Below are 26,919 nucleotides of genomic sequence, written 5' to 3' on the forward strand. Positions count from 1 at the left end.
TCTATCCTTTCGTTCATCCCTGTCTGTAGAAGGGGCTCATCTCTATATTACGAAAGTCGAAATAAGATATCAATCCTGCATGATATAGCATGTTACCTTGGATGAAAGTGTAATAAAATATGGATATAAGGCAGGTAACGAACACATGGGAAGGTGATTATGATGGAATTCCAAACGATACGCGTAGACCATGACCTGACGGTCATTGGCGGCGGCATGCCGGGCATATGCGCAGCGATACAGGCTTCAAGACTCGGACTGAAGGTGGCCTTGATCAACAACCGCGGATACTTGGGCGGCAATGCAAGTCCGGAGCATCGAATCAACGTTGCGGGTGCGGACGGCGCGTCTGAATTTAACTTTTATGCAAGAGAGTCGGGCATTATGGAGGAGCTGCGTCTGGAGAACCTGTACCGCAATCCGCAAGGCAACGCTTATCTGTGGGAGACGGTGCTGCTCGATTATGTGCTGCGCGAGCCGAACATCCAGCTGTATCTGAACACGAATGTGGACAAGGTCGTGACCGATGGGAAAGGGCAGATCGTATCGGTATCCGGCTCGCAGAGCGGCACGGAGAAGCGGTTCGACTACTACAGCCCGCTGTTCCTTGATGACACGGGAGATGGGACGATCGGCTACTTGGCAGGTGCGGAATACCGCAAGGGCCGGGAGGCGAGGTCGGAGTTCGGGGAACGGATCGCGCCTGAGGAGGCGGATGACCATGTGCTGCTCAGCACGCTGTCGTGGTATTCCAAGGATACGGGCCGTCCTGCCCGGTTCGTCCTGCCACAGTTCGCGAAGAGCTTGTCCGTGGAGGAGGCGCTGAAGCACCGGGACATTCCGGAGAGGATCCCTCACAACTCCAGATATGAAGGCTACCGGATGCAGTGGTTCTACGAGATCGGACACGGCAAGGATCAGATTCATGACAATGAAGAGATTATGCACAATCATCGGGAGCTCGTGCTTGGCGTCTGGAACCATATCAAGAACAGTGGGAAGTATGATTCCGAGAGCTATGATCTTGAATATGTGGGCGGCGCGCCAGGGAAGCGGGAGTCCCGCCGCTTGATCGGTGATTACATCCTTACGGAGAAGGATGTCGTCGAGCAGACCGACTTCGAGGACACGATCGGCTATGGCGGCTGGTCGATCGACCTGCATGCGAAGGAGGGCTTCTTCTCCAAGGATATGACGACCCGCCACTTCGTGCTGAAGGGCGTCTACCCGATTCCATTCCGCAGCTGCTACTCGAAGAATGTGACGAACCTGCTCGTGGCGAGCCGCTGTATGTCCACCTCTCATGTCGCCTTTGGCTCGACCCGCGTGATGGCGACGCTGGCCGTGCTCGGACAATCTTGCGCCGCTGCCGCTTATCTGTGCCGCAAATACGATGTTACTCCTCGTCAGATCTATGAGAGTCATATGCCCCAGCTGCAGCAGCTGCTTCTTGGCGAGGACCAATATATTATTGGGCGCAAGAACGAGGACCCGAACGACCTGTGCAGACAAGCCGTATTCACCGCGAGCTCTGTGCAGGAGTGCACCCTAGAGCAGCAGCACTTCAGTATGCCGCTGAACGAGAGGAGTGCGTTCATCGTCCCGGTTCGACAATCGCTGAAGCAGCTGGCGCTGCGACTGAAGAGCGAAGTCGATACGGAGCTCCGCTATACCGTATACACGTCCGTGAAGCAGCAGAACTACTCGCCGCAGCAGAAGCTCTATGAAGGCGCGGTAACGCTTATGGCTCAATCGGATTTCGACTGGGTATCCTTGCCAGTGCCTTGCGAGACGTCAACAGGCAAGCTATTCATCGAGCTGGAACCGAACGAGGCGATCCAGCTCGGCATGGTGAGGGATGAGCTCAACGGCCTGTTCTTCCTAAGCAAGCAGCCGCTGAATCGACGCACGACGTTCTGCGACATCGATACGCTGGAGGTCAAGAAGGAGATGTGGCGGTCCGCGGAGGGCTTGCCCTGCTATCGCACCGTTCCAGAGCAAGCGGTCTACGGCGCGGATAACCTGAATAATGGCTACTCCCGCAATCACGGCTTGCCGAACCTGTGGCTGTCAGCGATCACTGCTGGGGATGAGACGGTGACGATCTGTTGGAATGAGGAGCAATCGATCAGCAGGCTGCAGCTGACCTTCGATTCCAATCTGAACTGCAACTACGACAATCTGGAGATGTACAAGGACTTCACCGTGTTCCCGACGGTGGTGAAGGATTATACGGTATACGCCAAGGGCGAGGACGACACCTATCGAGAGGTCGTGTCGGTGACGGACAATTATCACAGGGTTAATTCCCTATCCTTCGATGCGATCGCTACCCGTGAGATCAAGGTCGTCTTCCACAAGACGAACGGCGCGAAGCGGGTCGGTGTGTACGAAATCCGGGCGTATGCCTGAGGCTGAGAGAAGGAGCGATACGGATGCGTACTAAGCCACATATTTTCTTCATCATGACGGATGAGCTGCGCGCGGACACGCTGGGCTACCGGGGACACCCGATCGTGAAGACTCCGCATCTGGATGCGCTCGCGGCCGATAGTGCCGTATTCACGAATGCGTACACGAATAGTCCGATGTGCGCCCCGGCCCGAGTCAGTCTGGCGACGGGGCGGCACGGCCTGAGTCATGGTGTGCTGGATAATGCGTTCGCCCCGGTCGACGATGAGCAGTCTCTATATGAGACGATGCGCTGTGGCGGCTACCGGACGATCAACTATGGCAAGATTCACTTCAATACGCCGGGTAATTTCGGCTTCGAGGAGCACTACCCGCACGGCCTATATTCGAGCGGTGGTGTCAGCGTATTCGGCGTGACGGACCGCGAGCTGCAGAAGCGGAGCGTGTATAAGAAGAACGAGGGCGAGATCTCGCTCGTTATTCACGGCGTCAATCCGCAGCGACCGGAGGAGACTGCTGATTCCCTTGTAACACAAGCTTACGTGGATCGGCTAGAGGAGCTGAAGGATAGCGAGCGGCCGCTGCTTCATCGACTGTCGCTGATTGATCCGCATACGCCGTATTTTCCAGCTGAGCCGTATGCGTCCATGTATGCTCCCGAGTCGATCCCGCTGCCGTCCACCTGGGATGAGGATCTGAGCACGAAGCCGCTGCTGCACCGTTACTATTACCGCGCCCGCGGCTTCGATCGTCTGACCGAGGACGATTACCGCCGAAGCTTGGCCAGCTACTATGGGCTGATTACCCATGTGGACGATCGCGTCGGACAGGTGGTGGCAAGGCTCAAGGAGCTCGATCTATACGACGACTCGATCCTCGTCTTCACGTCGGATCACGGGTCGATGATGGGCGAGCATGGCTTTATTGAGAAATGGGGAATCATGTACGAGGAGGTCTCCCGTATTCCGCTCCTGATCAAATTCCCGAAGTCGATGCACAAGGGAACGTATGAGGCGTTCGCGGAAATCGTCGACATCATGCCGACGCTGCTCGATGCAGCGGGGCTCGAGGTGCCTGAACGCGTGCAAGGGCGCTCCTTGCTGCCGATGCTGCGCGGAGAGCCGGGAGCGGCCAAGACGGAAGTATTCGGCCATATCTTCACAGGAGGCCTGCAGACGGAGCCGGCGCTCATGATGCGTAAGGAGCAATGGAAGCTGACCGTATATCCGGGGCAAGAGCGGATTCATGACCGGCTGCAGCTGGACCATTATTTGAAATATACACCGATGTTCCTCGAAGCTGTCGTGGAGGGGGAGCTGTATAACCTCGACGACGATCCGATAGAAGCGCGCAATCTGTTCGACGATCCGCAGCATCAGGAGATGAAGGAAGCCTTAATGTATCGGTTAGCCGAGTGGCGCTCTGGTCTAGGGGAGCTTGCCGATTATGAGGCGCTCGATGACGTTCGTCCTGTCGTGAACAGCTATCATCTGATGCAAGGGGACAACATGGCCAAGATGCAGCGACTGCTGCGAGCCGAGGGGACGGTGACCCAGCTGAGCCGCCAACGATCTTAAGGAATACGGCGATCACCACGCTCTATCTGCTCTAGCACGCCAGTCAGATTGTTAACGGATCTGCCTCCGCCTCGAAAAACGGTCACGAATCTGATAAACTATACACAGTGAAGAAATACCATTCACATCTATAACGAGGCGGTTGGAGGAATCAGCGCATGGATAAAGAGCAAAAGGAAACGATTATATTGAAGGAAGACTTCGAATTCGAGTATGCGAAGACGAAGGGAGCGATGGTTGAGCCTAGACAGAATGACTTGCGCATCTATCCGGCTGGACCGATTACAGGCTATTCGTCCCACCATGTGTCCATTAACGGTAAGAAGCTGCACCGTTCCGCGAATACATTCATCGTCGTCGAATAGAAGACTGCAGTAACGTGAGTAGCGGAAGGGATGGCTGGACTTGAACATTACGTCGTACAGCGTAGAGCTGATTAAGGATCCATTCGGCATCATCGCCGGCAGACGCTTCGAGTTCCTTCTCGATCTGGACGTGCCTGAGGACGATGAGCTGTATTCGGAGAATGGACTTTACGTCAGAGTGATCTATGGAGTAGAGGAAGACAAGCAGGAGCTTGTGAAGTATGATCTGCATGAGCGGTCGACCGGTCAATATTTAGATTTTGACCTGGAAGACAGCGAGGTCGAGCAGCTGGCATCGTTCTGCAGAGAGCACTGGTCCGAAGGGCTCGAGTAAGAGGCTGAAGGGCATTCGAGGATTACTGTACGTGCTGCGCGCTTAGGCGTTTAGCACGGACGGTAGTCCTTTTTTTTATTGCGGCTTTTTGTGACTTAATCCGACAAAATGTGATATGATCATAGTCGTTACGGCTTAACTTTCATGGCGGGATGTGAACGTATGTCTTCCATTATCAAGCCCTGGCGTCTTTATTCGGTGATGATTGTTTATACGATGCTGTATGGCAGCTGGCTCCTGCTCTGGAGAGGAGATACGGACCTTCTAACGCTCGGGGGTAACCTATTTTCTACGCTAGGCTCAATCGCAGCCTCGCTACTCCTTCTACGAGCCTGGAGGCTTGCACCGCGTGACAATGGAGAGCAGCGGCTCTGGTTGTTTCTTTTTGTCGGCTCTTTATTTTATGTCATAGCGGAAGTTGTATGGTTGCTGTATGAGAATGTGCTTCATTGGACATTGCCGTATCCCGGACCGCCAGATTTATTCTATATTTTACATGTTGTCTGCTTCCTGATCGGCTTCGGCTGGAGGCTGCTGGCGAACGCAAGACGATCCCAACGAATTCAGCATCTGCTCGATATTGCGATTATTATGGTGGCGGCGATCTCGTTCAGTCTGCATTTCCTGATCGAGCCGAATCTCGATGGCGATTGGCTCCGCGATCCGTATCATTGGGTATATATCGGCTATCCGATAGGAGATCTTGGCTTGCTGCTCAGCGCGCTAACGCTATATTTCGGCGCACCGCAGCTGCGGGCTCACGGGAGCTGGCTGCCGATGCTCATCGGCTTGCTCGTGCTTGTGACATCTGACTCCGTGTACATGTACATGCAGACAGCGAACGTGTACCAATCCGGTAGCCTTGTTGACCCGTTCTTTATGATGGGACTTCTGTCCATAGCCGTATCAGGGTCGATGCCACGCGCTCAAGGAGTCGGCATGCATCAGGTGAGTGCGCTCAGCGCGGCTGAGGAGTGGCAGGCGGTGAGCAGCCGCGGCTTCACGCGTATTATTGCGCCGCATCTGAGCATCATTATGCTCATAGCGGCTGTCGTGCTTCAAGGGCTGGAGATTAATTGGCTAACGATTGGCGCAGTCTTGTCCATTGTGCTCGTCAGTACGAGACAGATGCTCACGATGATGGATAATAACAGACTCATGCTCAGTCTGCTTCTTCGTTCGCAGCAGCTGACGTTAAGTACAGAGCGGTATCATTCGATATTCAACAATTATCCCGAGCCCGTCTTCTCGCTCGATCTGGATGGACGTATTCAGGCGGTCAATCCGGCGTGCTCCTCGCTCACCGAATATACGATGAAGGAGCTGTCAGGACGCACGTTTCGAGCGCTGATCGACCCTAAGGATCATAAGCAGGCGATGCAGCTGTTGCACAAGGCTGGACATAGCGGCCCCCAGCATGGTCAGCTATCGATGCGAAGCCGTTCGGGACGGACATACCCGCTTAGCCTGACATTGATCCCGATTATCATTGACGAGCGAACAGTTGGTCTATATGCAGTGGGTAAGGACATTACGGAGGCGCTGCGCAGCGAGGAGAAGATCAGCGACTTAGCGAATCACCTCCCGTTGACCGGACTTGTTAATCGCAGCTACTTAGACAATGGGCTCAAGCAGTCGATCCGCGAGGGTGAGAGTCAATCGGCACGGCGCCTGCTGCTGGAGAAGGAACTGCGAACGGCGCTGCGCAATCAGGAGCTGCATATCCATTATCAGCTGCAGGTGCTGTTGAGCCGCGATCGACAGACTCGTGAGCTCATCGGCGCGGAGGCGCTGCTGAGGTGGGAGCATCCCGTATACGGCGCTGTAGGTCCATCGGAAATAATCCCGATCGCGGAGCAGACGGGACTGATTGTACCGATCAGCGAATGGCTGATCAGACAAGTATGCGAGCAAGCAAGGATATTACAGCTTCGCGGCTGTCCGCTTAAGCTAGGGGTCAACCTGTCGCCGCAGCACTTTTACCGAACGAACGTGGCAGACGTAATCCGGGGCATCGTGGAGGAGACGGGTATTGAGCCTTCGCTGCTTGAGCTTGAGATTACGGAGGATATTGTGCTGCGCGATATGGATAAGGTCATCTACGAGCTGACGGAGCTGAAGGAGATCGGCGTTCACGTTTCACTGGACGACTTTGGCACCGGCTACTCCTCATTATCGTACTTGACGAACTTACCGATCAGCACGCTGAAGATCGACCGCCATTTTGTTCGAGGGCTCGGCAAGGGGGCTGCGAATGACGGTGTCATCTCGATGATCGTTACGATGGCTGCCAGCATGGGTTTGCAGGTGATCGCGGAAGGTGTGGAGACTGAGCAGCAGTCGGCAATTCTGCTAGAGATGCAATGCACCCGCATGCAAGGGTACTTGTTCGGTGAGCCGGTTCCGGCTTCTACGCTGCAGGCGATGCTGGAGCGAGATTGTCAGTGTGACGAGATGGGGAAGGGCCTTCTTCTGGCTGAATAGAAATGGGCCTCGACTCTGCACTACGACGAATACACCAAGAGACCTTGTCTTCTTGGTGTATTTTGATGATGAGCCGCATTATTTGCTTCCGCCCTCGCCGCCGCCTTCCTTCGAACCGCCGCTCTTCTCGCCTTCGCCACCTTCACCTTGCCTGCCTTCGCCACCTTCACCTTGCCTGCCTTCGCTATCTGCGGACCCTTCACCCTCGCCGCCTTCACCCTCGCTGTCATCACCAGAGCCGAGCTGCTTGCCTTGCCCTTGTCCGCCTTCCTTGCCGCCGACCGATTGTTTATCTGAAGTCGATTGCTGCTTCTGGGTGGCTTGGTCCTGCTTCTCATTGCCTCCGCATGCGGCGGAGCTGATAAGTAGTGCTGTCATCAACATTGCAGCTAGCCATCTTCTGATCATCGTATGTGCTCCTGTTCTCCTTGTAGTAGCCTTCCTCCATAATGTATCCATTCCGAGTGCTCATATCCCGCTTAGCTTCATGAAAAATAATAAAGATATGACCGAGCCCATTGGCTTCATGTACCGGTCAAGCTATAATGAGCGCTAAGGCAGCTCACAGGGAAGCAGCTTCCTGATACGGGCTTGCATAATGGGGGGGATCCACAATGGACGATCAGCGATATGTGAATGAAACCCGATGCTACAAAACGAACCGGGTGTTCCCGACCGATGTGAACAACCATAATACGTTATTCGGCGGCAAGCTCATGGCTTATATCGACGACATTGCCTCGATCGCGGCCTACAAGCATTGCCGTCGAAGCGTCGTGACGGCCTCGACTGATTCTGTCGATTTCTTGACGCCGATCCGTCCCGCGGATTCGGTCTGCTTCGAATCGTTCGTGACGTGGACGGGCCGCAGCTCGATGGAGGTGTTCGTGAAGGTCATTAGGGAGGATCTGCGAACCGGAGAGCGGGAGATCGCCGCTACGTCGTTCCTCACCTTCGTCGCACTGGATGACAACAACAGGCCGGTGTCGGTGCCGAGGGTGGTGCCGCAGACGGAGGAGGAGATCAGACTGCACGAGACGGCCGTTCAGCGCGCCCAGATGCGCAAGCAGCGGCGGGAGGCGAGTATGAAGTTCGCCGATGTGCTGACGACGGCGTACGGCTGGGAGTAGGCATTGAGATGTGATACGGTTCTGAAAAAAACATAGGCTTATCTCGATTCGTTCGGTATAATTTGCAACGTAGGCTTCGGTCGCGAAGAAGTACATACTAAGGTCTGGAGGTAGGTATTCGCATGAGCAACATTAACGTGTGGGAAAATGCGGAGCCCGGCGTCAAGCGCAAAATTTTCGAGCCGGGTCAAAGTATGATGATGATGGAGGTTCACTTCGAGGAAGGTGCCGAAGGGTATCAGCACAGCCATCCCCATGAGCAGCTCTCCTATTGCCTTGCAGGCAAGCTGGAGTTCACGGTTGACGGTGAGCAGAAGGTTATCACGGCTGGTGAGACGATCTATATTCCGAGCGGAGCTAAGCACGGCTGCCGTGCGCTCGAGGCGAGCAAGCTGCTCGATACGTTCACGCCGGTTCGCGAGGATCTGGTTAAGCGCTAATTAAGGCTGACGGCCAAAAGTAAAGCCGACCGACTAAGGCTAGTCGTTCGGCTTTGGCTTCCTTATATGTCGGAGTAGCTGATCGGCCCGATGAGCGAGGATAAAAACTCGCGCAGCTCTGCGGCCTCCTCTTCGTTAATTTTGTACACATGCTCGAGGTAGCCTTCCTCTTCCAGATCATCCGGGCCAATAACAGCCGAGCGTCCCGTTTGCAGGTCAATAACCATTTTTTTGCCGTAGAAGCGGTTCGTCGTCGTAATTGCCAGGTCGAATCGACGCATCGACTCCCCGACGATACAGCAGAAGCGCGTCTTCGTCTCTTCGGTTCCGTCGTACAAAAAATCAAATTCCATGTATGTCAGCCTCGCTTCCTCAACCATAAGTTAATCGCATTATAACAGAAGTCGATCCATAGCGGCAAAAAAACAAGTCTTCTGCGTCTTTCGACATTAGCGTAGGTAATCAAGCGACGCGCGTTTTCAAAACCGTCGAAACATGATACAATCATTGGAGCGAAATTAGTAGCAGCAATTATGAGTAGGTTCATATAGAAACGGAGGCTCTACCCGATGTCCAAAGGTAAAATGAGAAGCGACATGATCAAGAAAGGCTTCGACCGCGCCCCTCACCGCAGTCTTCTTCGCGCAGCCGGAGTGAAAGAGGAAGATTTCGACAAGCCTTTCATCGCTGTATGTAACTCGTACATCGATATCGTGCCAGGCCATGTGCATCTGCAGGAGTTCGGCAAGATCGTCAAGGAAGCGATTCGCGAGGCGGGCGGCGTACCGTTCGAGTTCAACACAATCGGAGTAGATGACGGTATCGCAATGGGTCACATCGGCATGCGCTATTCGTTGCCAAGCCGTGAGATTATTGCGGACTCGCTCGAGACGGTCGTCTCGGCACACTGGTTCGACGGTATGGTCTGCATCCCGAACTGTGACAAAATTACACCGGGCATGATGATGGGCGCGCTGCGCGTCAACATCCCGACTGTGTTCGTCAGCGGCGGACCGATGAAGGCTGGTAAGACGAGCGACGGACGTTCGATCTCGCTGTCCTCTGTATTCGAGGGCGTAGGCGCTTATCAAGCGGGCAAGATCGACGAGAAGAGCTTGCAGGAGCTGGAGCAATTCGGCTGCCCGACATGCGGATCGTGCTCCGGTATGTTCACCGCGAACTCGATGAACTGTCTGGCTGAGGCGCTCGGTCTTGCGCTGCCGGGCAACGGTACGATTCTTGCAGTTGCGCCTGAGCGCAAAGAGTTCGTAAGGAAGTCCGCGAAGCAGCTGATGGAAATTATCAAGCTCGACATTAAGCCGCGCGACATCGTGAACATCGAGACGATCGACAACGCGTTCGCGCTCGACATGGCGCTGGGCGGCTCCACGAACACGGTGCTTCATACGCTTGCGCTTGCGCATGAGGCAGGCTTCGAGTATCCGATCGAGCGTATTAACGAGGTGGCGAAGCGGGTGCCTCACTTGGCGAAGATTGCTCCAGCCTCGGATTACCATATCGAAGACGTGCACAATGCAGGCGGCGTGAGCGCCGTATTGAACGAGCTGCTGAAGAAGCCGGGCGCGATTCACGGTGATCGCATTACGGTAACAGGCAAGACATTGGCGGAGAACGTGGCTGGCTGCGAGATTCTCGACAAGGACGTTATTCATACGCTGGATAACCCGCATTCCGAAGAGGGCGGACTTGCTGTATTGTTCGGTAACCTTGCTCCGAACGGCTCGATCATCAAGGTCGGTGCGGTGGACAAATCGGTCGGCGGCTACCATAAGGGTCCTGCCATCTGCTTCAACTCGCAGGAGGAGGCGCTCGAGGGCATCGCGAACGGCAAGGTGAAGGAAGGCCATGTCGTCGTCATCCGCTACGAAGGTCCGAAGGGCGGACCGGGTATGCCGGAGATGCTCGCTCCGACGTCGCAGATCGTCGGTATGGGTCTTGGCGCGAAGGTCGGTCTGATTACAGACGGACGCTTCTCAGGCGCATCCCGCGGCATTAGCATTGGACACATCTCGCCGGAAGCGGCTGAGGGTGGACCGATCGCCTTCGTTCATGACGGCGATGAGATCGAGCTTGACCTGAAGAACCGCACGATTCAGCTCATGGTCAGTGATGAGGAGCTGGAGCGTCGTCGCGCTGAGGAGTGGAAGGAATTCGAGCCGAAGGTGAAGACAGGCTACCTCGCTCGCTACTCCAAGCTCGTAACATCCGCAAGCACGGGCGGCGTCATGAAGATCTAATCGTTGCTCTGTATAAATAAAAGGACATTCGTCCCCGCCGCGATGTGGATGGGGAGGCGAATGTCTTTTTTTGGCTCATCATACCGGTATATCGATCGAGCTAGATCGGTAGCTCAGGACTACTCCTCGTACTCATCACCCGATGAGCTGTGAGTCGGATGCTCGCCCGGGTAGTTACGCGGTAGGCCGGCGTGCAGCTCGCGATTCTCGTAGCTGAATCGGTTGTTCGACCGCTGGTCGTCGCGCCACGGTGTGCTCTTGCCCAGCGATTCGAGCGGCAGACTGGTGCCGTACGGCCCCTCAGGGAATTCCTCAGCCGTCAAGTCATTACGCTGTGACTCCACCGTTGCGAAGTCCGTATATTTCTGGTGCGGCGATTGCTGGATGAAGCCGTCCTGGTTCTGGTCCTTCGGGATGTCAAGCTGCTCGGCAGACGGCTCAGTGGATGTAGTATTCGACTCTGGTGTTCGATCAGCTTCGGTTGAACTCATCGTATAGCGCTCCTTTCGTCGACCCGTGTGATGCGATATTGGGTGGTGGTTGTAGCTATGCTGTATGTAGTGTTGCCGCTTGACTAACGGGATTATCCAATACTTTACTTGCCATTTTCGTTCGGTATATGGTAATATGTCATTAATTTCAAACGGTCGTTCAGAGGAAGCACCTCTCTTTCCACAATGGGAAGAGTGGTGCTTATTTGCGTTGTATAACTAGCTCCGGCGGCGATTCGTTGAATGAAGTCATATTATGAATCCAAGAAAGGATGAAGATCATGAACTTGATGTTCCTGAACAGTCTGGAGAAGGCGGCAGCTTCTGGAGAAGTACGCACAGCGCAAGTATCGATCGGCGAGGAGCAGGGCGTATGGCACGTCATGTGGAGCGAGCAGGAGGAGAATGGGCGGCTTCGCCAAGAGAGCTGGTACGAGGGGCTGCACTGGGAGGAGATGCTGGCAATCTTCCGCGAGCGCGTCTTCTCGAAGCAATGCGAGGGCTTCCATCCGCTGCTCGAGATGAAGGTCAGTGAGCTGTCGGAGCTTGACGAGCGTTCCGCGCAGCAGCAATTTCTATTCTATTACAGCGAGCAGCACGCGAACGAGTCGCTCTATGAGGAGCTGCGCCAGTGGCGCATTCGTCAAGCGGCACAGGAGAGCAAGCGGCTGTATCTTGTCGCGAGCAACAGGCTGCTGAAGCTGATCGCCGCTTTCGTCCCGCATACCGAGGAGGAGCTGCTGCAGCTGCCAGGTATGGGTCGTATGCGAATGGAGCGTTATGGGAAGGAGCTGCTTGCGATGACGATGCAGGTGGAGCGTACGACGCGTTTTCCACTGGACTGGGTGAACGTACAGGTGAGTGAGGCGGAGGTGAACGGCTGGCTGCTGCAGGAGAAGGAGAAGCGGCGTCAAACCGAGCTGGAGAAGGAGACGAACAAGCGGCTGCTGCTGGAGACGATCGAGAGCGGCGGCCGACTGGAGGAGCTGCAGGAGAAGACGAAGGTTGCGCGCAAGGAGCTGCTCGAATGGGTGGAGGAGCTGGATCGAGACGGGTATGACGTCATGCCGCTCATCGACCGCGTGCTGGAGTCGGTACCGGCCGAGCACGTCCAGCAAGCGTGGCAGGCGTTCGAGGAGCAGGGTGACCGCTACTTGAAGCCGGTGCTGCAGACGATCCACAGCTTGGACGGAATGAGCGGGAAGGAGCTGGAGCGGCATTACGAATGGCTGCGCCTGCTGAGGCTGAAGTATCGCGGACTGGTGCGCAGTCAGACATCTGCTTCCGAGGCGAGCTGAGGCTGCGATGCTCATGCGTGCTAAGTTCGGCCCCCCAAAAAAGAAAGACTGGCTCACAGCCAGTCTTTCTTACGAAACAGGAAGAACATCGCCACACCGATGCAGATCATGACGACGATGGCGACAAGACCACCATGCGCCGACTCAAGGCCGGGCATCTGCTCGAAATTCATTCCATAGATGCCGGTGATGAACGTCAGCGGCATGAAGATCGTCGTCAGCGCGGTGAACACGCGCATGATCTCGTTCGCGCGGCTGGCCAGACTCGATTGGTACGCCTCGCGAAGGTTGCCCATCAGATCGCGGAACGTATCGAACGTCTCCGATATTTTGACCGCGTTCTCGTAGATGTCACCGAAATATTTGCGCAGCGGCTCGCTGATCAATCGAAGCTCCTTCTTGTTCAGCGTATGGAGCACTTCCTTCTGCGGAATGAGCACCTTCTTCAGCCACAGAATCTCGCTTCGCAGTCCGATAATCTCGTTCAAGTGCGACTTCTTCGTGTGCATGAGGATGTCCTCCTCCAGCTTCTCGAGCTTCGCCTCGATCCGATCGCCGACATTCGTATAATTATCTACAATTAAGTCCATGAGATGGTATAGGAACTGGTCTGGGGATGTAACCTCTTCCTCCCACAGAACAGGCTTCAAGGCGCGAATCTCATTAATCTTCTGCCGCGTAATGGTGATGATATAATGCTTGCCCAGGAAGATGTTCAAGGCTCGCAAGAAAATCTCCTCATCGTCGAAGCGTATGCTATTGACAACGATAAAGTAATGGGTATCATACAGCTCGATCTTCGGCCGCTGCTCCTCCTCAACCAGCACATCCTCCACCGCAAGCTCGTGAAGATGGAATAACGGTTGAAGAATCTCAAGATCCTCGGGCTCCGCGTCAATCCAGTAGAACCCATGCTGCGGCGGCTCTAAGGTCTGGGTGTAATCATCCACAAGTGTAAAAATGCCGTCTTGTACCAAGCGTGCCTTCATCGGCTTCACCTCTCATGTGTCCGTCGAGCGAGTACCGACAGGTCAGGTCGGAGGGAGAGCCGGCATCAGCCGCTTCGATAGCTAGAGCTTCTGCCTAGATGCCACGCAGGACGCAGTAGCCTCGTCATGTAGATGGACCGTGCATCCGAACCAACCCGACCGGGTATTCGTTCGACTATGTAGTTGTGTACGTGCTTTCGAACGACTCCTCGGGTCTGAGTCCATTGCGGATGGCGCACCCCTTTTTGTGTAGGTTTGTCGAATACTTGTCTAGTATACGCCTAGCTTTTTTAGAATACAATCCTTATGGGTAAGGAAATGAAGCCTTCTGGATACACTATGTGTCTGCTGAGGCAAATGTTCGGAGTATCTTGACGATGACGTCAATTTCGATTAAATTAAATATATCTACAACTAATTTCATATTCGGTTTCACACTCTTATCAAGAGCAGGTGGAGGGACTAGCCCGATGATACCCGGCAACCGACATAACTTTGCAGCTGTCAGCCAGATTTACAGTATAGAATGCAAAGCTTATGCACGGTGCTAAATCTTGCGGAAGCTGTACGCGTACAGCCTCTGAGAGATGAGAGAGGACGATGTTCTATACATAGGCCTTTCTCGTGTACGCGATGAAGGCCTATTTCTTATGGAGCGACCGCCTTCAAGCATACAGAGTGCCAGAAACGACGAATGAATGGTGAAGGAGTGATTTCGATGCCAATTAAAGTTCCAGACCATCTGCCGGCGAAGGAAGTATTGCTGCAAGAAAATATTTTCGTTATGGATGAAAGTGTAGCGTTCCGTCAAGACATAAGGCCGCTGCGTATCGCCATTGTCAACCTGATGCCGACGAAGGAGACGACCGAGACGCAGCTGCTCCGGCTCATCGGCAACACGCCGCTGCAGGTGGAATTCGTGCTGCTGCATCCGAAGTCGCACGTCTCCAAGAACACGTCACCGGAGCATCTGGCTCAATTCTACAAGACGTTCGACGACATTAAGCACGAGCGGATGGACGGGATGATTATTACAGGAGCCCCAGTTGAGACGCTGGACTTCGAGGAAGTGACCTACTGGGAGGAGCTCAAGGAAATTATGGAGTGGAGCAAGACGCACGTCACCTCCACCTTCCATATATGCTGGGCGGCGCAGGCCGGCTTGTACTACCACTTCGGCGTGCCGAAGTACGGTCTGAGCGAGAAGGTGTTCGGCGTATTCCCGCATACGATCAACGTGCCGAACGTCAACCTGCTGCGCGGCTTCGACGAGCAGTACTGGGCGCCGCAATCGCGGCATACCGAGGTGCGGCGTGAAGATATTGAGGCGGTGCCGGAGCTTGAGATTCTCTCCGAATCGCCAGAAGCAGGCGTATATATTGCAGCGACGAAGGACGGCAAGCACATCTTCGTGACCGGACATTCGGAGTACGATGCGTGTACGCTGAAGGGCGAATACGATCGAGACATCAGCCGTGGTCTTGAGATCGCTGTACCGAGAAATTATTACCCGAACGACGACCCGAGCAAGCCGCCGCTCAATACGTGGCGCGCTCATGCCAACCTCCTGTTCTCCAACTGGTTAAACTACTATGTCTATCAGGAAACGCCGTTCGATCTATATAAGGGGGATTATGTCATATGAGTCAGAACGACAACAATCAACGACTTCGTATTGAAAGCCGTCTTGCCCAGATCGGATCTCAGGAGGAGCCGGTAACCGGCGCCGTTAGCTTCCCGATCTACCAGTCTACGGCGTTCCGCCATCCGAAGCTTGGGCAGAGCACAGGCTTCGACTATGCCCGTACGAAGAGCCCGACGCGCAAGGTGCTCGAGGAGGCAATTGCCGAGCTCGAGTCCGGCGACGCAGGCTTCGCCTGCAGCTCGGGTATGGCTGCGCTGCAGACGATCTTCGCGCTATTCAAGCAAGGCGATCACCTGATCGTCTCGCTCGATCTGTACGGCGGGACGTACCGACTGCTGGAGAAGATTATGACGCGCTTCGGCGTCACAGCGACCTATGTCGATACGAATGACCTGGATGCACTGGAGGCAAGTGTACAGCCGGGAACGAAGGGGCTGCTCATTGAGACGCCGAGTAATCCGCTCATGATGATTACCGATCTTGCGAAGGTGTGCGACTGGGCGAAGTCGAAGGGTATCTTGTCGATCGTCGACAATACGCTGCTGACCCCGTACTTCCAGCGTCCGATCGAGCTTGGGGCAGATATTGTCATTCATAGCGCGACCAAATATTTAGGCGGACATAACGACGTGCTGGCCGGGTTGATCGTCACGAAGGGCAAGGAGCTGTCCGAGGAGATGGCGTTCCTGCATAACTCGATCGGTGCGGTGCTCGGTCCGCAGGACAGCTGGCTGCTGATGCGCGGCATGAAGACGCTGGCGCTGCGGATGGAGCGTCATCAGGAGAACGCGACGAAGATCGCGACGTTCCTCGAGTCGCATCCGGAGGTTGAAGCCGTCTATTACCCGGCGTTGCCGACACATCCGGGCCATGACATCCAATCGCGTCAATCGTCCGGCAATACAGGCATCTTCTCCTTCAAGATGAAGGATGCCCGCTACATCGAGCCGATTCTGCGTCACATTAAGCTGATCGCCTTCGCGGAGAGCCTTGGCGGCGTCGAGTCGCTGATGACGTATCCGGCCGTGCAGACGCACGCGGACATTCCGGCTGACATTCGTCAGAAGGTTGGCGTCGATGATAAGCTGCTCCGCTACTCCGTCGGTATCGAGCACGCGGATGATCTCATTGCGGATCTGTCGCATGCGATCGAGCAGGCGAAGCAGGAGCTGGAGTCAGGCATGGCGTCAGTCAACGTGTAGCAATTGTGTGTCACGACAAGCTGTAACTTGTTAAAGATTTGTTAAAGTGTTGTTAAAATATTGTTTACTTTTCACATAATTGAAGCGGTGGGGCGCAGCTGGAGGCTGTTGCCTCTTTTTTCTACAAAAATACGAACTTGTGCTGTTCACGTTTACGAACTCATGATATGATAAAAAATGTTACTGCATATGACATAATTTGGGGTGCGATATGAGGCATACATGGTTACCGGATGACTGGAAGAGTCGGCTGATGATGCTGCTTAGGCTGCCGTGCTCGGATCATTCTCTGCGATTTTTCCCCCCTGATTTTACGCTTCGCGATCCCGTTACGACAACGGTCAAGAAGTATCGGAAGAAGAACCACACCTTCTCGTTGATTCTTCTCCATTTGGAAAACTATCATCATTTATTTGCCGTATCCTCTTATACATCAACAGCCACGCTTCTGGAGCAAATACGGAAGGGTATTATACAGCTGCTGCCTGCCCATTTTCATCCATCGGATATATTGGGCGTTCAGCAGTACGGTGAAGAAGATTTCTGTATATTAATGAAGGACAAGTCCGGACTTGAGTTCGATGGGCTGCTCCGCAAGGCGAATCAGCTGAAGCGTGAGCTGGAGAGTCTGTTGTCGCAGCAAGTGCATGTAAGTCATGGTCTACCTGCCGCATTCGCGGCTGGCTGCTATGTGATCGATCAAGAGATCGAGGATACGGCTGTAGCGATCCGTACCGGCTATCATTATGCGCGGTCGATTGCGACTCGTAAGTTGCCAGCGAACTTCAGCAAGGCGCGGGAGCAGCTGCTGGACATCGTGAAGAATGAGAACATATCGGTGCTGGCACAGCCGATCATGAATTTGTCCGACGGCGAGATATTCGGCTGGGAGATTCTGACCCGCGGCCCGTCCAATACCCCATTCCATACGCCGGCGGAGCTGTTCGACCTTGCGCATCAGGCTGATCTTCTATCGCGCATGGAGTTTCTCGTGCTGAAGAAGGCATTCGGGCAAATTGCGGAGCGGGGCATCAAGGAGCAAGTATTCATCAATGTGACACCGATCTCGCTCGGCCATCCATTGTTCCTGAACCAGCTGCTGGACATTATGAAGCTGTACCCGGAGGTGTTCCCCTCCCAGATTGTCTTCGAGATTACAGAGCGGCATGCGATTCGCGACTTCGAGCATCTGGGCAAGGTGATGCGCGCGTTCCGCACGCACGGCTTCCGCTTCGCCGTCGACGACGCAGGGGCTGGCTATTCGAGTCTGCAGTCGATCTCGGAGCTTATTCCCGACATGATCAAGATTGACAAATCGGTCATCTCGAACATCGATCAGCTGTCTGTGAAGCAGTCGCTGCTCAAGTCGCTTAAGCAGTTCGCCGAGCATATTAATTGCGAGGTTATTGCCGAAGGTGTTGAGCGTAAGGAAGAAGCGAGCATGCTGTACGATATGAAGGTGAACATGGTGCAGGGCTATTACTTTGCCCGGCCGCAGCCGCTCGTGACCGACCAAGAGCGTAAGCAGCAGCTGAAGCTCGTCAAGGATATGATTACCCAGAATCATCAGGCGAACAGTGCGTAGGTTACAGCCGTTGACGTTTGTCGGCGGCTTTTTTGCCATTTCGGTGGACGATGTGCTGTAGCCGTGTGGGCGCTTTTATGATACGATGAACGGTGTAAAGGAGATGAAGTGCGATGAATGCTGTCGACCGGATATTAGAGCATGCACTGGCGGGCAACCGGATTAGTGTGGAGGATTGCGCGACCTTGTATGCATCCGACGAGATTGAGAAGATGGGACATGCTGCGAACCAGCTGATGCTAAGACATCATCCGGAGCCGATTACGACGTTCGTCATCGGGCGCAACGTGAACTATACGAATATATGTGATGTGTATTGCCGGTTCTGCGCGTTCTACCGCGCGCCGGGCTCGAAGGAAGGCTATGTGCTGCCCGATGAGACGATCTATAGCAAGATTCAGGAGACGATCGACGTCGGCGGTACCGAAATCTTAATGCAGGGCGGGACGAATCCGGACCTGCCGTTCAGCTATTACACGAACATTCTGCGTGGGATTAAGGAAAGATTCCCACACATTACAATGCATTCCTTCTCGCCTGCGGAAATTATGAAGATGAAGGAAGTATCTGAAGGATTGTCGCTCGAGGAAGTGGTGCGCGCTCTGCATGAAGCAGGTCTTGACTCGCTGCCAGGTGGCGGAGCGGAAATACTCGATGATCGGACACGAATGAAGATCAGCCGCAAGAAGGGCTCGTGGCAGGAGTGGATGGACGTCATGAAGACGGCTCATCGCATCGGCATGAACACGACAGCGACGATGGTCATCGGCTTCGGTGAGACGAACGAGGAGCGTGCGCTGCACCTGCTGCGCATTCGTGAGGCGCAGGACGCTTGTCTCGCGGCTGGCTACAAGTCCGAAGGCTTCCTCGCGTTCATCTCGTGGACGTTCCAGCCGGACAACACGAACCTGAAGGCGGAGAAGCTCGGGGCGGATGCGTACCTGAAGAACGTCGCGATCAGCCGCATTATGCTCGACAACATTAAGAACTTCCAGTCGTCGTGGGTGACGATGGGGCCTGATGTTGGCAAGCTGTCGCTGCATTATGGCTGCAACGACTTCGGCTCGACGATGATCGAGGAGAACGTCGTCTCGGCCGCGGGCACGACGCATAAGGTGAACATCGCCTCGACGCTGCAGCTGATCCGTGAAGCGGGCAAAATCCCGGCGCAGCGCAACACGCGCTACGAGATTTTGCGCGTGTTCGACGATGAGTCGAAGCAGGTGGAGAACGACTTCGTGATGCAGAATTAGCAATCAGGCAGCTATGCCGCGAGCGCGGCACCTTCGGGTGATGAAATATCGAGGAGCACTTAACCGATGAAGGCCGCGATGGGCGGCGCTTAGTCGGTTGAGTGCTCTTTGGCTTTTTGGCTATGGAGCGGAGACGTTCACTGTGTGCGGCTGGAGTGTGGAGCGCAGAGCTAAGTGCGAAGAGCGAAGCTACGAGGCAAGAGCTCAGAGCGGTGCAGCTTGCTTCATCATCCGAGCCAGCTGAACAGCTTGCCGGGCGCGCGCTCGCCTGCCGCGCGCGCGAGGGATGTGCGCTGCCAGTCGGCCAGCAGCGCATCGGCCAGCGCCTCGTCGATCGCGACCGAGGCGCTCGTTGTGTCGCCCGCCTGCGCGGCGGCGGGCGGCAGCTTCGGGCCGGGGGCGGCGTCCGCCCCGGCGACAATCACCTGCGTCCCGCGCGGCACGAGCGGGTACAGGCGGGCCATGTCCGCATTGGCGACGCGAATGCAGCCAAGCGACTTGCCTGCGCCGATGGAGCTCGCATCGGCGGTGCCGTGAACCGCGATCGCGCCGAGTCCGAGCGCGGCTTCGCCATAGACGCCCGGCGAGCGTCCCGCCGGCTGCAGCACTCGCTCTGACACGGCGTACGTGCCCGCCGGTGTCTCATGTCCGGCTGCGCCGACGCCGATCGCGAGCTGTGCGATCGCCCGACTGCCGCTGACGAGCAGCAGTCTATGCTCGTCCGTGTCGACGAGCAGCTGCATCGGCTCGTAAGGAGCCGATGCTGGCGGCGCATCGCTGTCGCCGACGTTCGGCACGAACATGTCTGCGAGGCTCCTCGCCGCTGGCCGATACACCCATCCACCCGTTCCATCGAAAAAAGCTCGGACCTGGTCCGAGCCTGTGTGCGCCTCTGAAGGCAGAAAGCTCAAGTAATTATGCGGGTAATCAGCTAGCAGCTGCTCAAGCTTGTCCGGCGCTGATCCATGCTCCTCGATATAGGCGGCGAGCGCGGTGCGCACGAGATTGGCCGACCAAGCGTTCTGCTTCTCGTACGCCTTCGGCTGAACGAACCGAATGCGAACCGCAGAATCCACGAGCGGATTATATTCAGCGATTACGAACGCCTGCTCCTTCCATTCCGGACTGACGAGCGGCACCGCCTTGAGCGGTCCCGTTGCAGCTCCGGTCGATCCGCCAGCCGCTGCGATTCCATAGACGACAATGGAGGAGCTAGGATGCGCTTCGGAGAGCTGAACCGTCTTGCGGTGCAGCAGGTCGGAGATCGTCTCCTTGGACGCATCTGCAGGCAGATGGACGAGGAACGGCGTTTCTAACACTTCATAGGTCACGGCCTTACCGACGAACCACGGCTTCAGCTCCGATACGACCTTGGGCACAATTGTCGGCATGAAGAAAACCAGCAGCAGAGCAACGTTCATGAGCAGGAGAACGATGAGCACTGCCTTCATAAACGACGGAAGGCTTCCCGAAGCTTCCTCCTTCGTAACCGACGTACCGGCTTGTGTTGCAGTGGCCAGCGCTGCGGCTTGAGCTGCACGCTCCTCAGCCTGATGCAGCCTTCGAATAGCGCTGGAAGCCTTATAGTAATAATCGGATGGGTAGACGGCCATCGCTTCCTGATAATGCTGCAGCGCCTTGAGTCGATTCCCCTTGCGCTCATAATGATTGCCTAGGTAATAATGGGCCTCTGGCGAATGCGGATCCAGGTAACGAATGACCTTGTCATGATAGAGCGGATCGTGACGGTTCACATATATATTTTTGTGCAGATGAACGAGCTGTCCCGCATGTGGGGAAGGGAAACGTCCGTTAGATGACGGCATTGATCAATCCTCCAGGCCAGGCCCAGTGAAATAATGGAGCTTCTGCTTCTTATGATACAAAATGTATCATAAAACAGTAATTATCGCAAGAAAATATATACTGTACGTATCAGTGTCATTCCATTATTGTATGAAAAAAGATGGATTACTATAACATGGCCATTCGGAATTTGTATATATGTGTGCCCAAGGCCATATACTTTATAGGAATGCAACAGGCCGACAAAGGAGGAGTGAATGGGGATGAAGCTGTTAACGGTGCTTGCATGGAACCGATCGGACGCTCAAGCAGAGCAGCTGTATCGATGGATTTCCGGCTCCGGCAATAGGCTACATAATAAAGATTTGATCCATATTACCCTCGACAGGCAGGCGCAGGCGCATGCGATTGGCATATACGGGAAGCTACCCGCCTTTCAACTGGCAACCGACGGGCCGCAGCTGTATGAGGAGCTGTCCCAGTCGCTGGCGGCATATATGATTCAAGTCGAGGAGCCTCGACTTCTGCGCAGGCTGATTCGCGATGAGTTCAAATACAGTGAAGAGATTGACATCTGTCGCATTCTCGACTATTGCAAGCAGCTGCTCGATGCGCCGTGTACGACAGAGCTGAACGAAGCAGGTCCTGAGGCTTATACGAGGCGAAGGGACAAGATTGCAGTAGAGATTGCCGAATTCCTTGAATCGCAGACAGAGCTGAATCTGGATGGATTCTTACGATTCCGGCTACATGATTACAAGCAGGAGCTACGCGATGTCGTTGAATACGCAGTCGATGAATTCGTCATGGACCGGCAGTATCAAGAGTTTATATCGCTGCTCCAATATTTCGTATACATTCAAGAGGCGAAGGTGCCTTTCGTTCATTTGATCCATAAAGGTGGAAACGATTTCCTACTGCTTGACGATCAGATGGAGCCGATCGATACGAACGATCCGGATTCGGTCGTGACGCTGGAGCTGCTTGAATCGGACATGAACTTCGAGGATATGATCGTCAGCACGCTCATTACGGTATCGCCGAAGAAGGTGTACATTCATACGCGAGAGCCGAATACGCAGGTGATCAAGACGATTACGCAAATTTTCGAAAATCGGGTGGAGCTGTGCAGCTACTGCCGTCTCTGCCAAAATCTTGACCGCTCGACGGCTGCTGAATATAATAAAGGGTAAGAAGGCAACGATCAAAGACATGGATGAAGGAAGAACCGCCCAGAGAGAGAGGCCCTCGGCTGTAAGCCTCTTCGGATTATCGACCTTGATTTACCCCTTTGTAGCCGCGGTGTGGAACGACACGAAGCTTCCCGTCCAGTAAACGCCGCCGCGTCATTCCCGTTAACGAATGCTGGAGGATCCGTAAGCGCAAGCGCGGATTGAACTAGGGTGGAACCACGAGCCAAGCGCACTCGTCCCTTTCGGGAGAGCTGCGCTTTTTTTGTGCATATACAACAGATGGAGGATGAGTGAATCATGGCAGTGAAGGTAACGTTCCCGGACGGAGCTGTGCGGGAGTATGAGCAAGGTATGACCATTGAGGCGGTTGCAGGGTCAATCAGCAGCGGCTTGAGGAAGAATGCAGTCGTCGGCAAGGTGAACGGCAAGGTCGTGGACCTGTCGACACCGCTGGGTGAGGACTGCTCCTTATCGATCGTGACGCTCGACAACGAGGAAGGGCTCGAGGTGTACCGTCACAGCACGGCGCATCTGATGGCGCAGGCGATCAAGCGTATATACGGCGATAAGGCGGTGAAGCTCGGCATCGGACCGGTCATCGAGGACGGCTTCTATTACGATATCGACCTAGAGACTTCCATTACACCCGAGGATCTGGTCAAGATTGAGAAAGAAATGGAGCGCATCGTACAGGAGAATCTCCCGATCTCCCGTCGTGTCGTGAGCCGCGAGGAGGCTCTTGCGATCTTCACCGAGCTGGAGGATCCGCTTAAGCTGGAGCTTATTCGCGATCTGCCTGAGGATTCGGTCATTACGCTGTACGATCAAGGTGAATTCTTCGACCTGTGCCGCGGACCGCACCTGCCGTCGACAGGACGCATCAAGGCGTTCAAGCTGCTCAGCGTAGCTGGCGCTTACTGGCGCGGCGACTCGAAGAACAAGATGCTGCAGCGCATCTACGGCACGGCGTTCCCGAAGAAGGCGGAGCTCGACGAGCATCTGCACCTGCTCGAGGAAGCGAAGAAGCGCGACCACCGCAAGCTCGGCAAGGAGCTGAAAGTATTCACGTTCAGCAATGAGGTGGGACAAGGTCTGCCGCTCTGGCTGCCGAACGGGGCTAAGATTCGTCGTACGATGGAGCGCTACATCGTCGATCTCGAGGAGCGTCTAGGCTACCAGCACGTATATACGCCAGTGCTTGCGAACGTGGAGCTGTACAAGATCAGCGGCCACTGGGAGCATTACAGCGAGGATATGTTCCCGAAGATGGCGCTCGATAATGAGGAGCTCGTGCTCCGTCCGATGAACTGTCCGCACCATATGATGGTGTACAAGTCGGACATGCGCAGCTACCGCGATCTGCCGGTTCGGATAGCCGAGCTCGGCACGATGCACCGCTACGAGATGTCTGGTGCACTGACGGGTCTGCATCGCGTACGCGCGATGACGCTGAATGATGCGCACATCTTCTGTCGTCCGGATCAGATCAAGGAAGAATTCGCGCGCGTTGTAAACCTGATTCGTCACGTGTACGAGGACTTCGGCATCAAGGATTACCGCTTCCGCTTGTCGTACCGCGATCCGAAGGATACGGAGAAATATTTCCAGAACGACGAGATGTGGGAAATGTCGCAGCGCATGCTGCGCGAGGTCGTCGAGGAGCTCGGCCTGCCGTACTTCGAGGCAGAGGGCGAAGCCGCGTTCTACGGTCCGAAGCTCGACGTGCAGATCAAGACGGCACTGAAGAAGGAAGAGACGCTGTCGACCGCACAGCTCGACTTCCTGCTGCCAGAGCGATTCCAGCTTGAGTACGTTGGCGCAGATGGACAGAAGCACCGTCCGGTCGTTATTCACCGCGGCATCATCTCGACGATGGAGCGCATGACCGCGTTCCTGCTTGAGAACTTCGCAGGCGCGCTGCCGACTTGGCTGAGCCCTGTACAGGCGAAGGTGCTGCCCGTATCCGGCGCGTTCGAGGAGTACGCGAAGCACGTCACGGAGAAGCTGCAGCTGGCAGGCGTTCGCGTCGAGGCGGATCTGCGTAACGAGAAGCTCGGCTACAAGATTCGTGAAGCGCAGCTGGAGAAAATTCCGTACATGCTCGTAGTCGGCGAGAATGAGCAGCAAGCTGGGGCAGCGTCGGTGCGTAAGCGCGGCGAAGGCGACCTCGGGGCGCAGAGTCTGGAGCAGGTTATCGGCATGATTGAAGAGGACATTCGCTTGAAGCGAGTGTAAATTGGGTTAAACCGTGTCAGACCGCGTCAGACCGTGGCAGACCGCGTTAAACTCGCGTTAGCGAGTCAGTTCGTGTCAGTCTGAGCAGGTCAGTGTGCTACCATCAAGCGCATGCTATGTATCGTTAGGAGCTATGCTCGCAGATCGTCTGCGGGATAGCTCTTTTTTTATTTTCAACATAGCTCCCATTCACTTGCCATTTCCAGTAATCCACCATTCGAATAATTCCTCCCCACGCTGGAGATTCTTTAATAGTAAGGGGAGGTTTAAACGAATATCATGCTAACAAAAACCGCAAGCCATGCCAGATGGATTGGCTCAATCCTATTTGTGCTGTCCGTGTTGATATGGTTTGGAGATGATCAGAAGCCACACCTCGCTTCCGGCAGTGAGCTGCCGAAGTCGTCCGCCTCATCAGCTGTTGTACATGCGAGCGGACCAGGCGGCGCTATGACGGACAGGGGCGTGACGGGCGCGACGAAGACGGAAGGCAAGTCCATCGTCACAGCCGTGACGCAGGGTAGCTCGGCGCGGCGCGGCTATAAGCTTTTTCCACATCAGAACCAAGATCTGACGAAGCTCAAGGCTGTAGAGGTAACCGCGACGGGCTACTATGCAGGTCGGGAGTCCACAGGGAAGAACCCGGGACATCCTCAGTATGGTCTGACGTATTCCGGTGTGCGCGTTATGAGAGACTTCTATGCGCTGTCCACGATCGCGGCCGATCCGCATGTATTCCCGCTTGGGACGGTACTGTATATTCCGGGCTATGGCTACGGCGTAGTGGCGGATACCGGCGGGGCGATTAAGGGCAATCGCATCGACTTGTACTTTGAGACGAAGGATCAGGTGTACACGGAATGGGGCAAAAAAACGCTTAACGTCTTCGTCGTAAAGGAAGGAGACGGTAAGCTGAACGAGACGATCTGGCGGAAGCTGAAGGAAGAGCTTCTTTTATAAATTCGGACATAAAATCAGACCTGCCTGCTCATACTATAAGGGTCGGGAGGTGAGAACAAATGGCGAAAAACAAGAACAAAAACCAAAACCAGCAAGTGAACACAGAGTTTTCTGAAGAGGTTGCTGCGATGAACAACGCGAAAAACGCGCAGAACAACCAGAACCAAAACAATCAAAACAATCAAAACAACCAAAACCAACAGTAATTGAAGTCATAAGCAGGTGAAAAAGAGCTTAGCCTCCTTGGAGAGTGCTAAGCTCTTTTGTTATAAGACAACAATGCCGCTTATGAGGCACCTTCAGGGGATGAAGTACCAATGTAGGCCCTCAATTTGGCTTCGCCAAATTCGAGGCTTGCCTTAACACTTTCCGACAATCTTGGAACCTGTTATTTCAGGTTAGAGGAGCAGGTTAAGTTGGGGTGGCAGCGGCTCTGCTCTGAACTCTTCGTTCGAACGGGTACCAGATGACATGGAACAAGGCGTGTATGGTGATCGCTGTGAGGAGCCCGAATTTCAGTAGGCCGTATCCGCAAAATAAGGTTACCCACAGATTCCCGAGTACAGAGGTAGCGATAAGAAGCGGTGATGCTGTAGCTCCTGTCTCCACATTCCCTGGAATATGGGCAAGGCCAAACAAAACGCCCGTAATGAACAGACCGAACCAGAACGCTGTAGTTATAGAATCGGTGACGAAGCTGAGTGCCCACATGGTCAGACTTAGGAAGCCCCATCGGAAAATAATCTCCTCAGTCATCCCACCCGAGGCTACTCTTGTCCACAAGCCCATCTGTAGCCGCTGGCTCTCGGAGATGCGGACGGTAGCCGGATCGAGACGCTTCCGCACATAGCCGTAATACACGGCAACCCACACGAGCCCGCACGGGAGTCCCGCAGCAATACCTATTCCTAGCTGCAGGTATAATTGCTCAGGAAGCCAATGGCCATTGCTAAGCGCAAGCAGGAATTCATCCATAAGACCCACCTTCGGGGTGAAATATGCGCCGCTGGCTGCACTAGCGCTGGTAATCAACAACGTTTGAACAAACGTAATCGTCAAAAGTGTCGTTCTTGAGAGTGAGTTGCTCGCATCAGAGTTCATGACGTTCGTCGTATGAACGCTCATCAGCCATATGCCAGGTAAGCAGAGCACGGTCAGTATCAGCCATAGATTGAAGTTAAACATATTCGCCTCCGATCAGGTGTGGATTGCATATCGATCTGCTCAAATTATATCCTGTAAATTCCAATAATACCATATAA

At 54.7% G+C, this 26,919-nt stretch carries 23 protein-coding genes and 1 riboswitch; of the genes, 17 read left to right on the forward strand and 6 right to left on the reverse strand.

Annotation, left to right across the window (positions count from 1 at the left end; all coding sequences use genetic code 11):
• Nucleotides 1–159 precede the first annotated feature (159 nt).
• The 5 genes from PAE68_RS06585 to PAE68_RS06605 all read left to right on the forward strand — a co-directional run bounded on the left by PAE68_RS06585 (nt 160) and on the right by PAE68_RS06605 (nt 7,172).
• A complete protein-coding gene (locus PAE68_RS06585; protein WP_281885269.1) occupies nt 160–2,412 on the forward strand; it encodes an FAD-dependent oxidoreductase in 2,253 nt (750 codons plus the stop codon).
• Between the two features lie 23 nt (nt 2,413–2,435).
• On the forward strand, nt 2,436–3,989 hold the full coding sequence (locus PAE68_RS06590) for a sulfatase-like hydrolase/transferase (protein ID WP_281885270.1): 1,554 nt from the start codon (nt 2,436–2,438) through the stop codon (nt 3,987–3,989).
• 158 nt (nt 3,990–4,147) lie between these two features.
• Complete coding sequence (locus PAE68_RS06595) at nt 4,148–4,354, forward strand: hypothetical protein (protein ID WP_281885272.1); 207 nt, start codon at nt 4,148–4,150, stop codon at nt 4,352–4,354.
• A gap of 40 nt (nt 4,355–4,394) precedes the next feature.
• Complete coding sequence (locus tag PAE68_RS06600) at nt 4,395–4,688, forward strand: DUF6509 family protein (RefSeq protein WP_281885274.1); 294 nt, start codon at nt 4,395–4,397, stop codon at nt 4,686–4,688.
• Between the two features lie 162 nt (nt 4,689–4,850).
• The gene (locus PAE68_RS06605) at nt 4,851–7,172 is read left to right on the forward strand and encodes a DUF4084 domain-containing protein (RefSeq protein ID WP_281885276.1); all 2,322 of its coding nucleotides are present in this window, start codon (nt 4,851–4,853) and stop codon (nt 7,170–7,172) included.
• A 78-nt stretch (nt 7,173–7,250) separates the two neighbouring features.
• Here the strand turns inward: PAE68_RS06605 and PAE68_RS06610 are convergent, their stop codons facing one another.
• The gene (locus tag PAE68_RS06610; protein ID WP_281885278.1) at nt 7,251–7,580 is read right to left on the reverse strand and encodes a hypothetical protein; all 330 of its coding nucleotides are present in this window, start codon (nt 7,578–7,580) and stop codon (nt 7,251–7,253) included.
• 206 nt (nt 7,581–7,786) lie between these two features.
• Between PAE68_RS06610 and PAE68_RS06615 the strand changes: the two genes are divergently transcribed.
• Both PAE68_RS06615 and PAE68_RS06620 read left to right on the forward strand, forming a co-directional pair.
• On the forward strand, nt 7,787–8,302 hold the full coding sequence (locus PAE68_RS06615) for an acyl-CoA thioesterase (protein ID WP_281885281.1): 516 nt from the start codon (nt 7,787–7,789) through the stop codon (nt 8,300–8,302).
• Nucleotides 8,303–8,424: 122 nt separating this feature from the next.
• A complete protein-coding gene (locus PAE68_RS06620; RefSeq protein WP_281885283.1) occupies nt 8,425–8,742 on the forward strand; it encodes a cupin domain-containing protein in 318 nt (105 codons plus the stop codon).
• Nucleotides 8,743–8,804: 62 nt separating this feature from the next.
• Here the strand turns inward: PAE68_RS06620 and PAE68_RS06625 are convergent, their stop codons facing one another.
• A complete protein-coding gene (locus PAE68_RS06625; protein ID WP_281885285.1) occupies nt 8,805–9,095 on the reverse strand; it encodes a DUF3055 domain-containing protein in 291 nt (96 codons plus the stop codon).
• A 216-nt stretch (nt 9,096–9,311) separates the two neighbouring features.
• Between PAE68_RS06625 and ilvD the strand changes: the two genes are divergently transcribed.
• Entirely contained in the window at nt 9,312–11,000 is a 1,689-nt protein-coding gene (gene ilvD / locus PAE68_RS06630) for a dihydroxy-acid dehydratase (protein WP_281885287.1), read from the forward strand.
• A 119-nt stretch (nt 11,001–11,119) separates the two neighbouring features.
• Here the strand turns inward: ilvD and PAE68_RS06635 are convergent, their stop codons facing one another.
• Complete coding sequence (locus PAE68_RS06635) at nt 11,120–11,416, reverse strand: hypothetical protein (protein ID WP_281890939.1); 297 nt, start codon at nt 11,414–11,416, stop codon at nt 11,120–11,122.
• Between the two features lie 356 nt (nt 11,417–11,772).
• On the opposite strand from PAE68_RS06635, the gene PAE68_RS06640 reads away from it, so the two are divergent.
• Nucleotides 11,773–12,789, forward strand: a complete 1,017-nt coding sequence (locus PAE68_RS06640) for an HRDC domain-containing protein (protein WP_281885289.1) — start codon at nt 11,773–11,775, stop codon at nt 12,787–12,789.
• Nucleotides 12,790–12,842: 53 nt separating this feature from the next.
• Here PAE68_RS06640 and corA read toward each other — a convergent pair whose 3' ends face one another.
• Nucleotides 12,843–13,778 carry a magnesium/cobalt transporter CorA gene (gene corA, locus PAE68_RS06645; protein ID WP_281885291.1) on the reverse strand — a complete coding sequence of 312 codons (936 nt, stop codon included), beginning with the start codon at nt 13,776–13,778 and terminating at the stop codon, nt 12,843–12,845.
• Between the two features lie 437 nt (nt 13,779–14,215).
• A riboswitch (SAM riboswitch) is annotated at nt 14,216–14,372 on the forward strand.
• A gap of 124 nt (nt 14,373–14,496) precedes the next feature.
• Between corA and metA the strand changes: the two genes are divergently transcribed.
• The 4 genes from metA (at nt 14,497) to mqnC (ending at nt 19,463) form a co-directional block, all read left to right on the forward strand.
• A complete protein-coding gene (gene metA, locus PAE68_RS06650) occupies nt 14,497–15,423 on the forward strand; it encodes a homoserine O-acetyltransferase MetA (protein WP_281885293.1) in 927 nt (308 codons plus the stop codon).
• Nucleotides 15,420–16,625, forward strand: coding sequence for an aminotransferase class I/II-fold pyridoxal phosphate-dependent enzyme (locus PAE68_RS06655; protein ID WP_281885295.1), 1,206 nt, complete (start codon nt 15,420–15,422; stop codon nt 16,623–16,625). The genes metA and PAE68_RS06655 overlap by 4 nt, the downstream gene beginning before the upstream one ends.
• A 211-nt stretch (nt 16,626–16,836) precedes the next feature.
• Nucleotides 16,837–18,210 (forward strand): EAL domain-containing protein, encoded by a 1,374-nt coding sequence (locus PAE68_RS06660; protein WP_281885297.1) that lies wholly within the window; start codon nt 16,837–16,839, stop codon nt 18,208–18,210.
• Between the two features lie 113 nt (nt 18,211–18,323).
• A complete protein-coding gene (gene mqnC, locus PAE68_RS06665) occupies nt 18,324–19,463 on the forward strand; it encodes a cyclic dehypoxanthinyl futalosine synthase (protein WP_281885299.1) in 1,140 nt (379 codons plus the stop codon).
• 227 nt (nt 19,464–19,690) lie between these two features.
• Here mqnC and PAE68_RS06670 read toward each other — a convergent pair whose 3' ends face one another.
• Complete coding sequence (locus PAE68_RS06670) at nt 19,691–21,289, reverse strand: L,D-transpeptidase family protein (protein ID WP_281885302.1); 1,599 nt, start codon at nt 21,287–21,289, stop codon at nt 19,691–19,693.
• Nucleotides 21,290–21,532: 243 nt separating this feature from the next.
• Between PAE68_RS06670 and PAE68_RS06675 the strand changes: the two genes are divergently transcribed.
• From PAE68_RS06675 to PAE68_RS06690, 4 genes are all read left to right on the forward strand, one after another.
• A complete protein-coding gene (locus tag PAE68_RS06675) occupies nt 21,533–22,462 on the forward strand; it encodes a putative sporulation protein YtxC (RefSeq protein WP_281885304.1) in 930 nt (309 codons plus the stop codon).
• A gap of 297 nt (nt 22,463–22,759) precedes the next feature.
• On the forward strand, nt 22,760–24,697 hold the full coding sequence (gene thrS, locus PAE68_RS06680) for a threonine--tRNA ligase (protein ID WP_281885306.1): 1,938 nt from the start codon (nt 22,760–22,762) through the stop codon (nt 24,695–24,697).
• A 279-nt stretch (nt 24,698–24,976) separates the two neighbouring features.
• Nucleotides 24,977–25,657, forward strand: coding sequence for a 3D domain-containing protein (locus PAE68_RS06685; protein ID WP_281885308.1), 681 nt, complete (start codon nt 24,977–24,979; stop codon nt 25,655–25,657).
• Between the two features lie 59 nt (nt 25,658–25,716).
• Entirely contained in the window at nt 25,717–25,863 is a 147-nt protein-coding gene (locus PAE68_RS06690) for a hypothetical protein (RefSeq protein ID WP_281885310.1), read from the forward strand.
• A gap of 205 nt (nt 25,864–26,068) precedes the next feature.
• On the opposite strand, the gene PAE68_RS06695 is transcribed toward PAE68_RS06690, so the two are convergent.
• Nucleotides 26,069–26,842 (reverse strand): CPBP family glutamic-type intramembrane protease, encoded by a 774-nt coding sequence (locus PAE68_RS06695; RefSeq protein WP_281885312.1) that lies wholly within the window; start codon nt 26,840–26,842, stop codon nt 26,069–26,071.
• Nucleotides 26,843–26,919: the final 77 nt, after the last annotated feature.

Origin of the sequence: Paenibacillus sp. YYML68, assembly GCF_027923405.1 — a bacterium.
GTDB lineage: Bacteria > Bacillota > Bacilli > Paenibacillales > NBRC-103111 > Paenibacillus_G.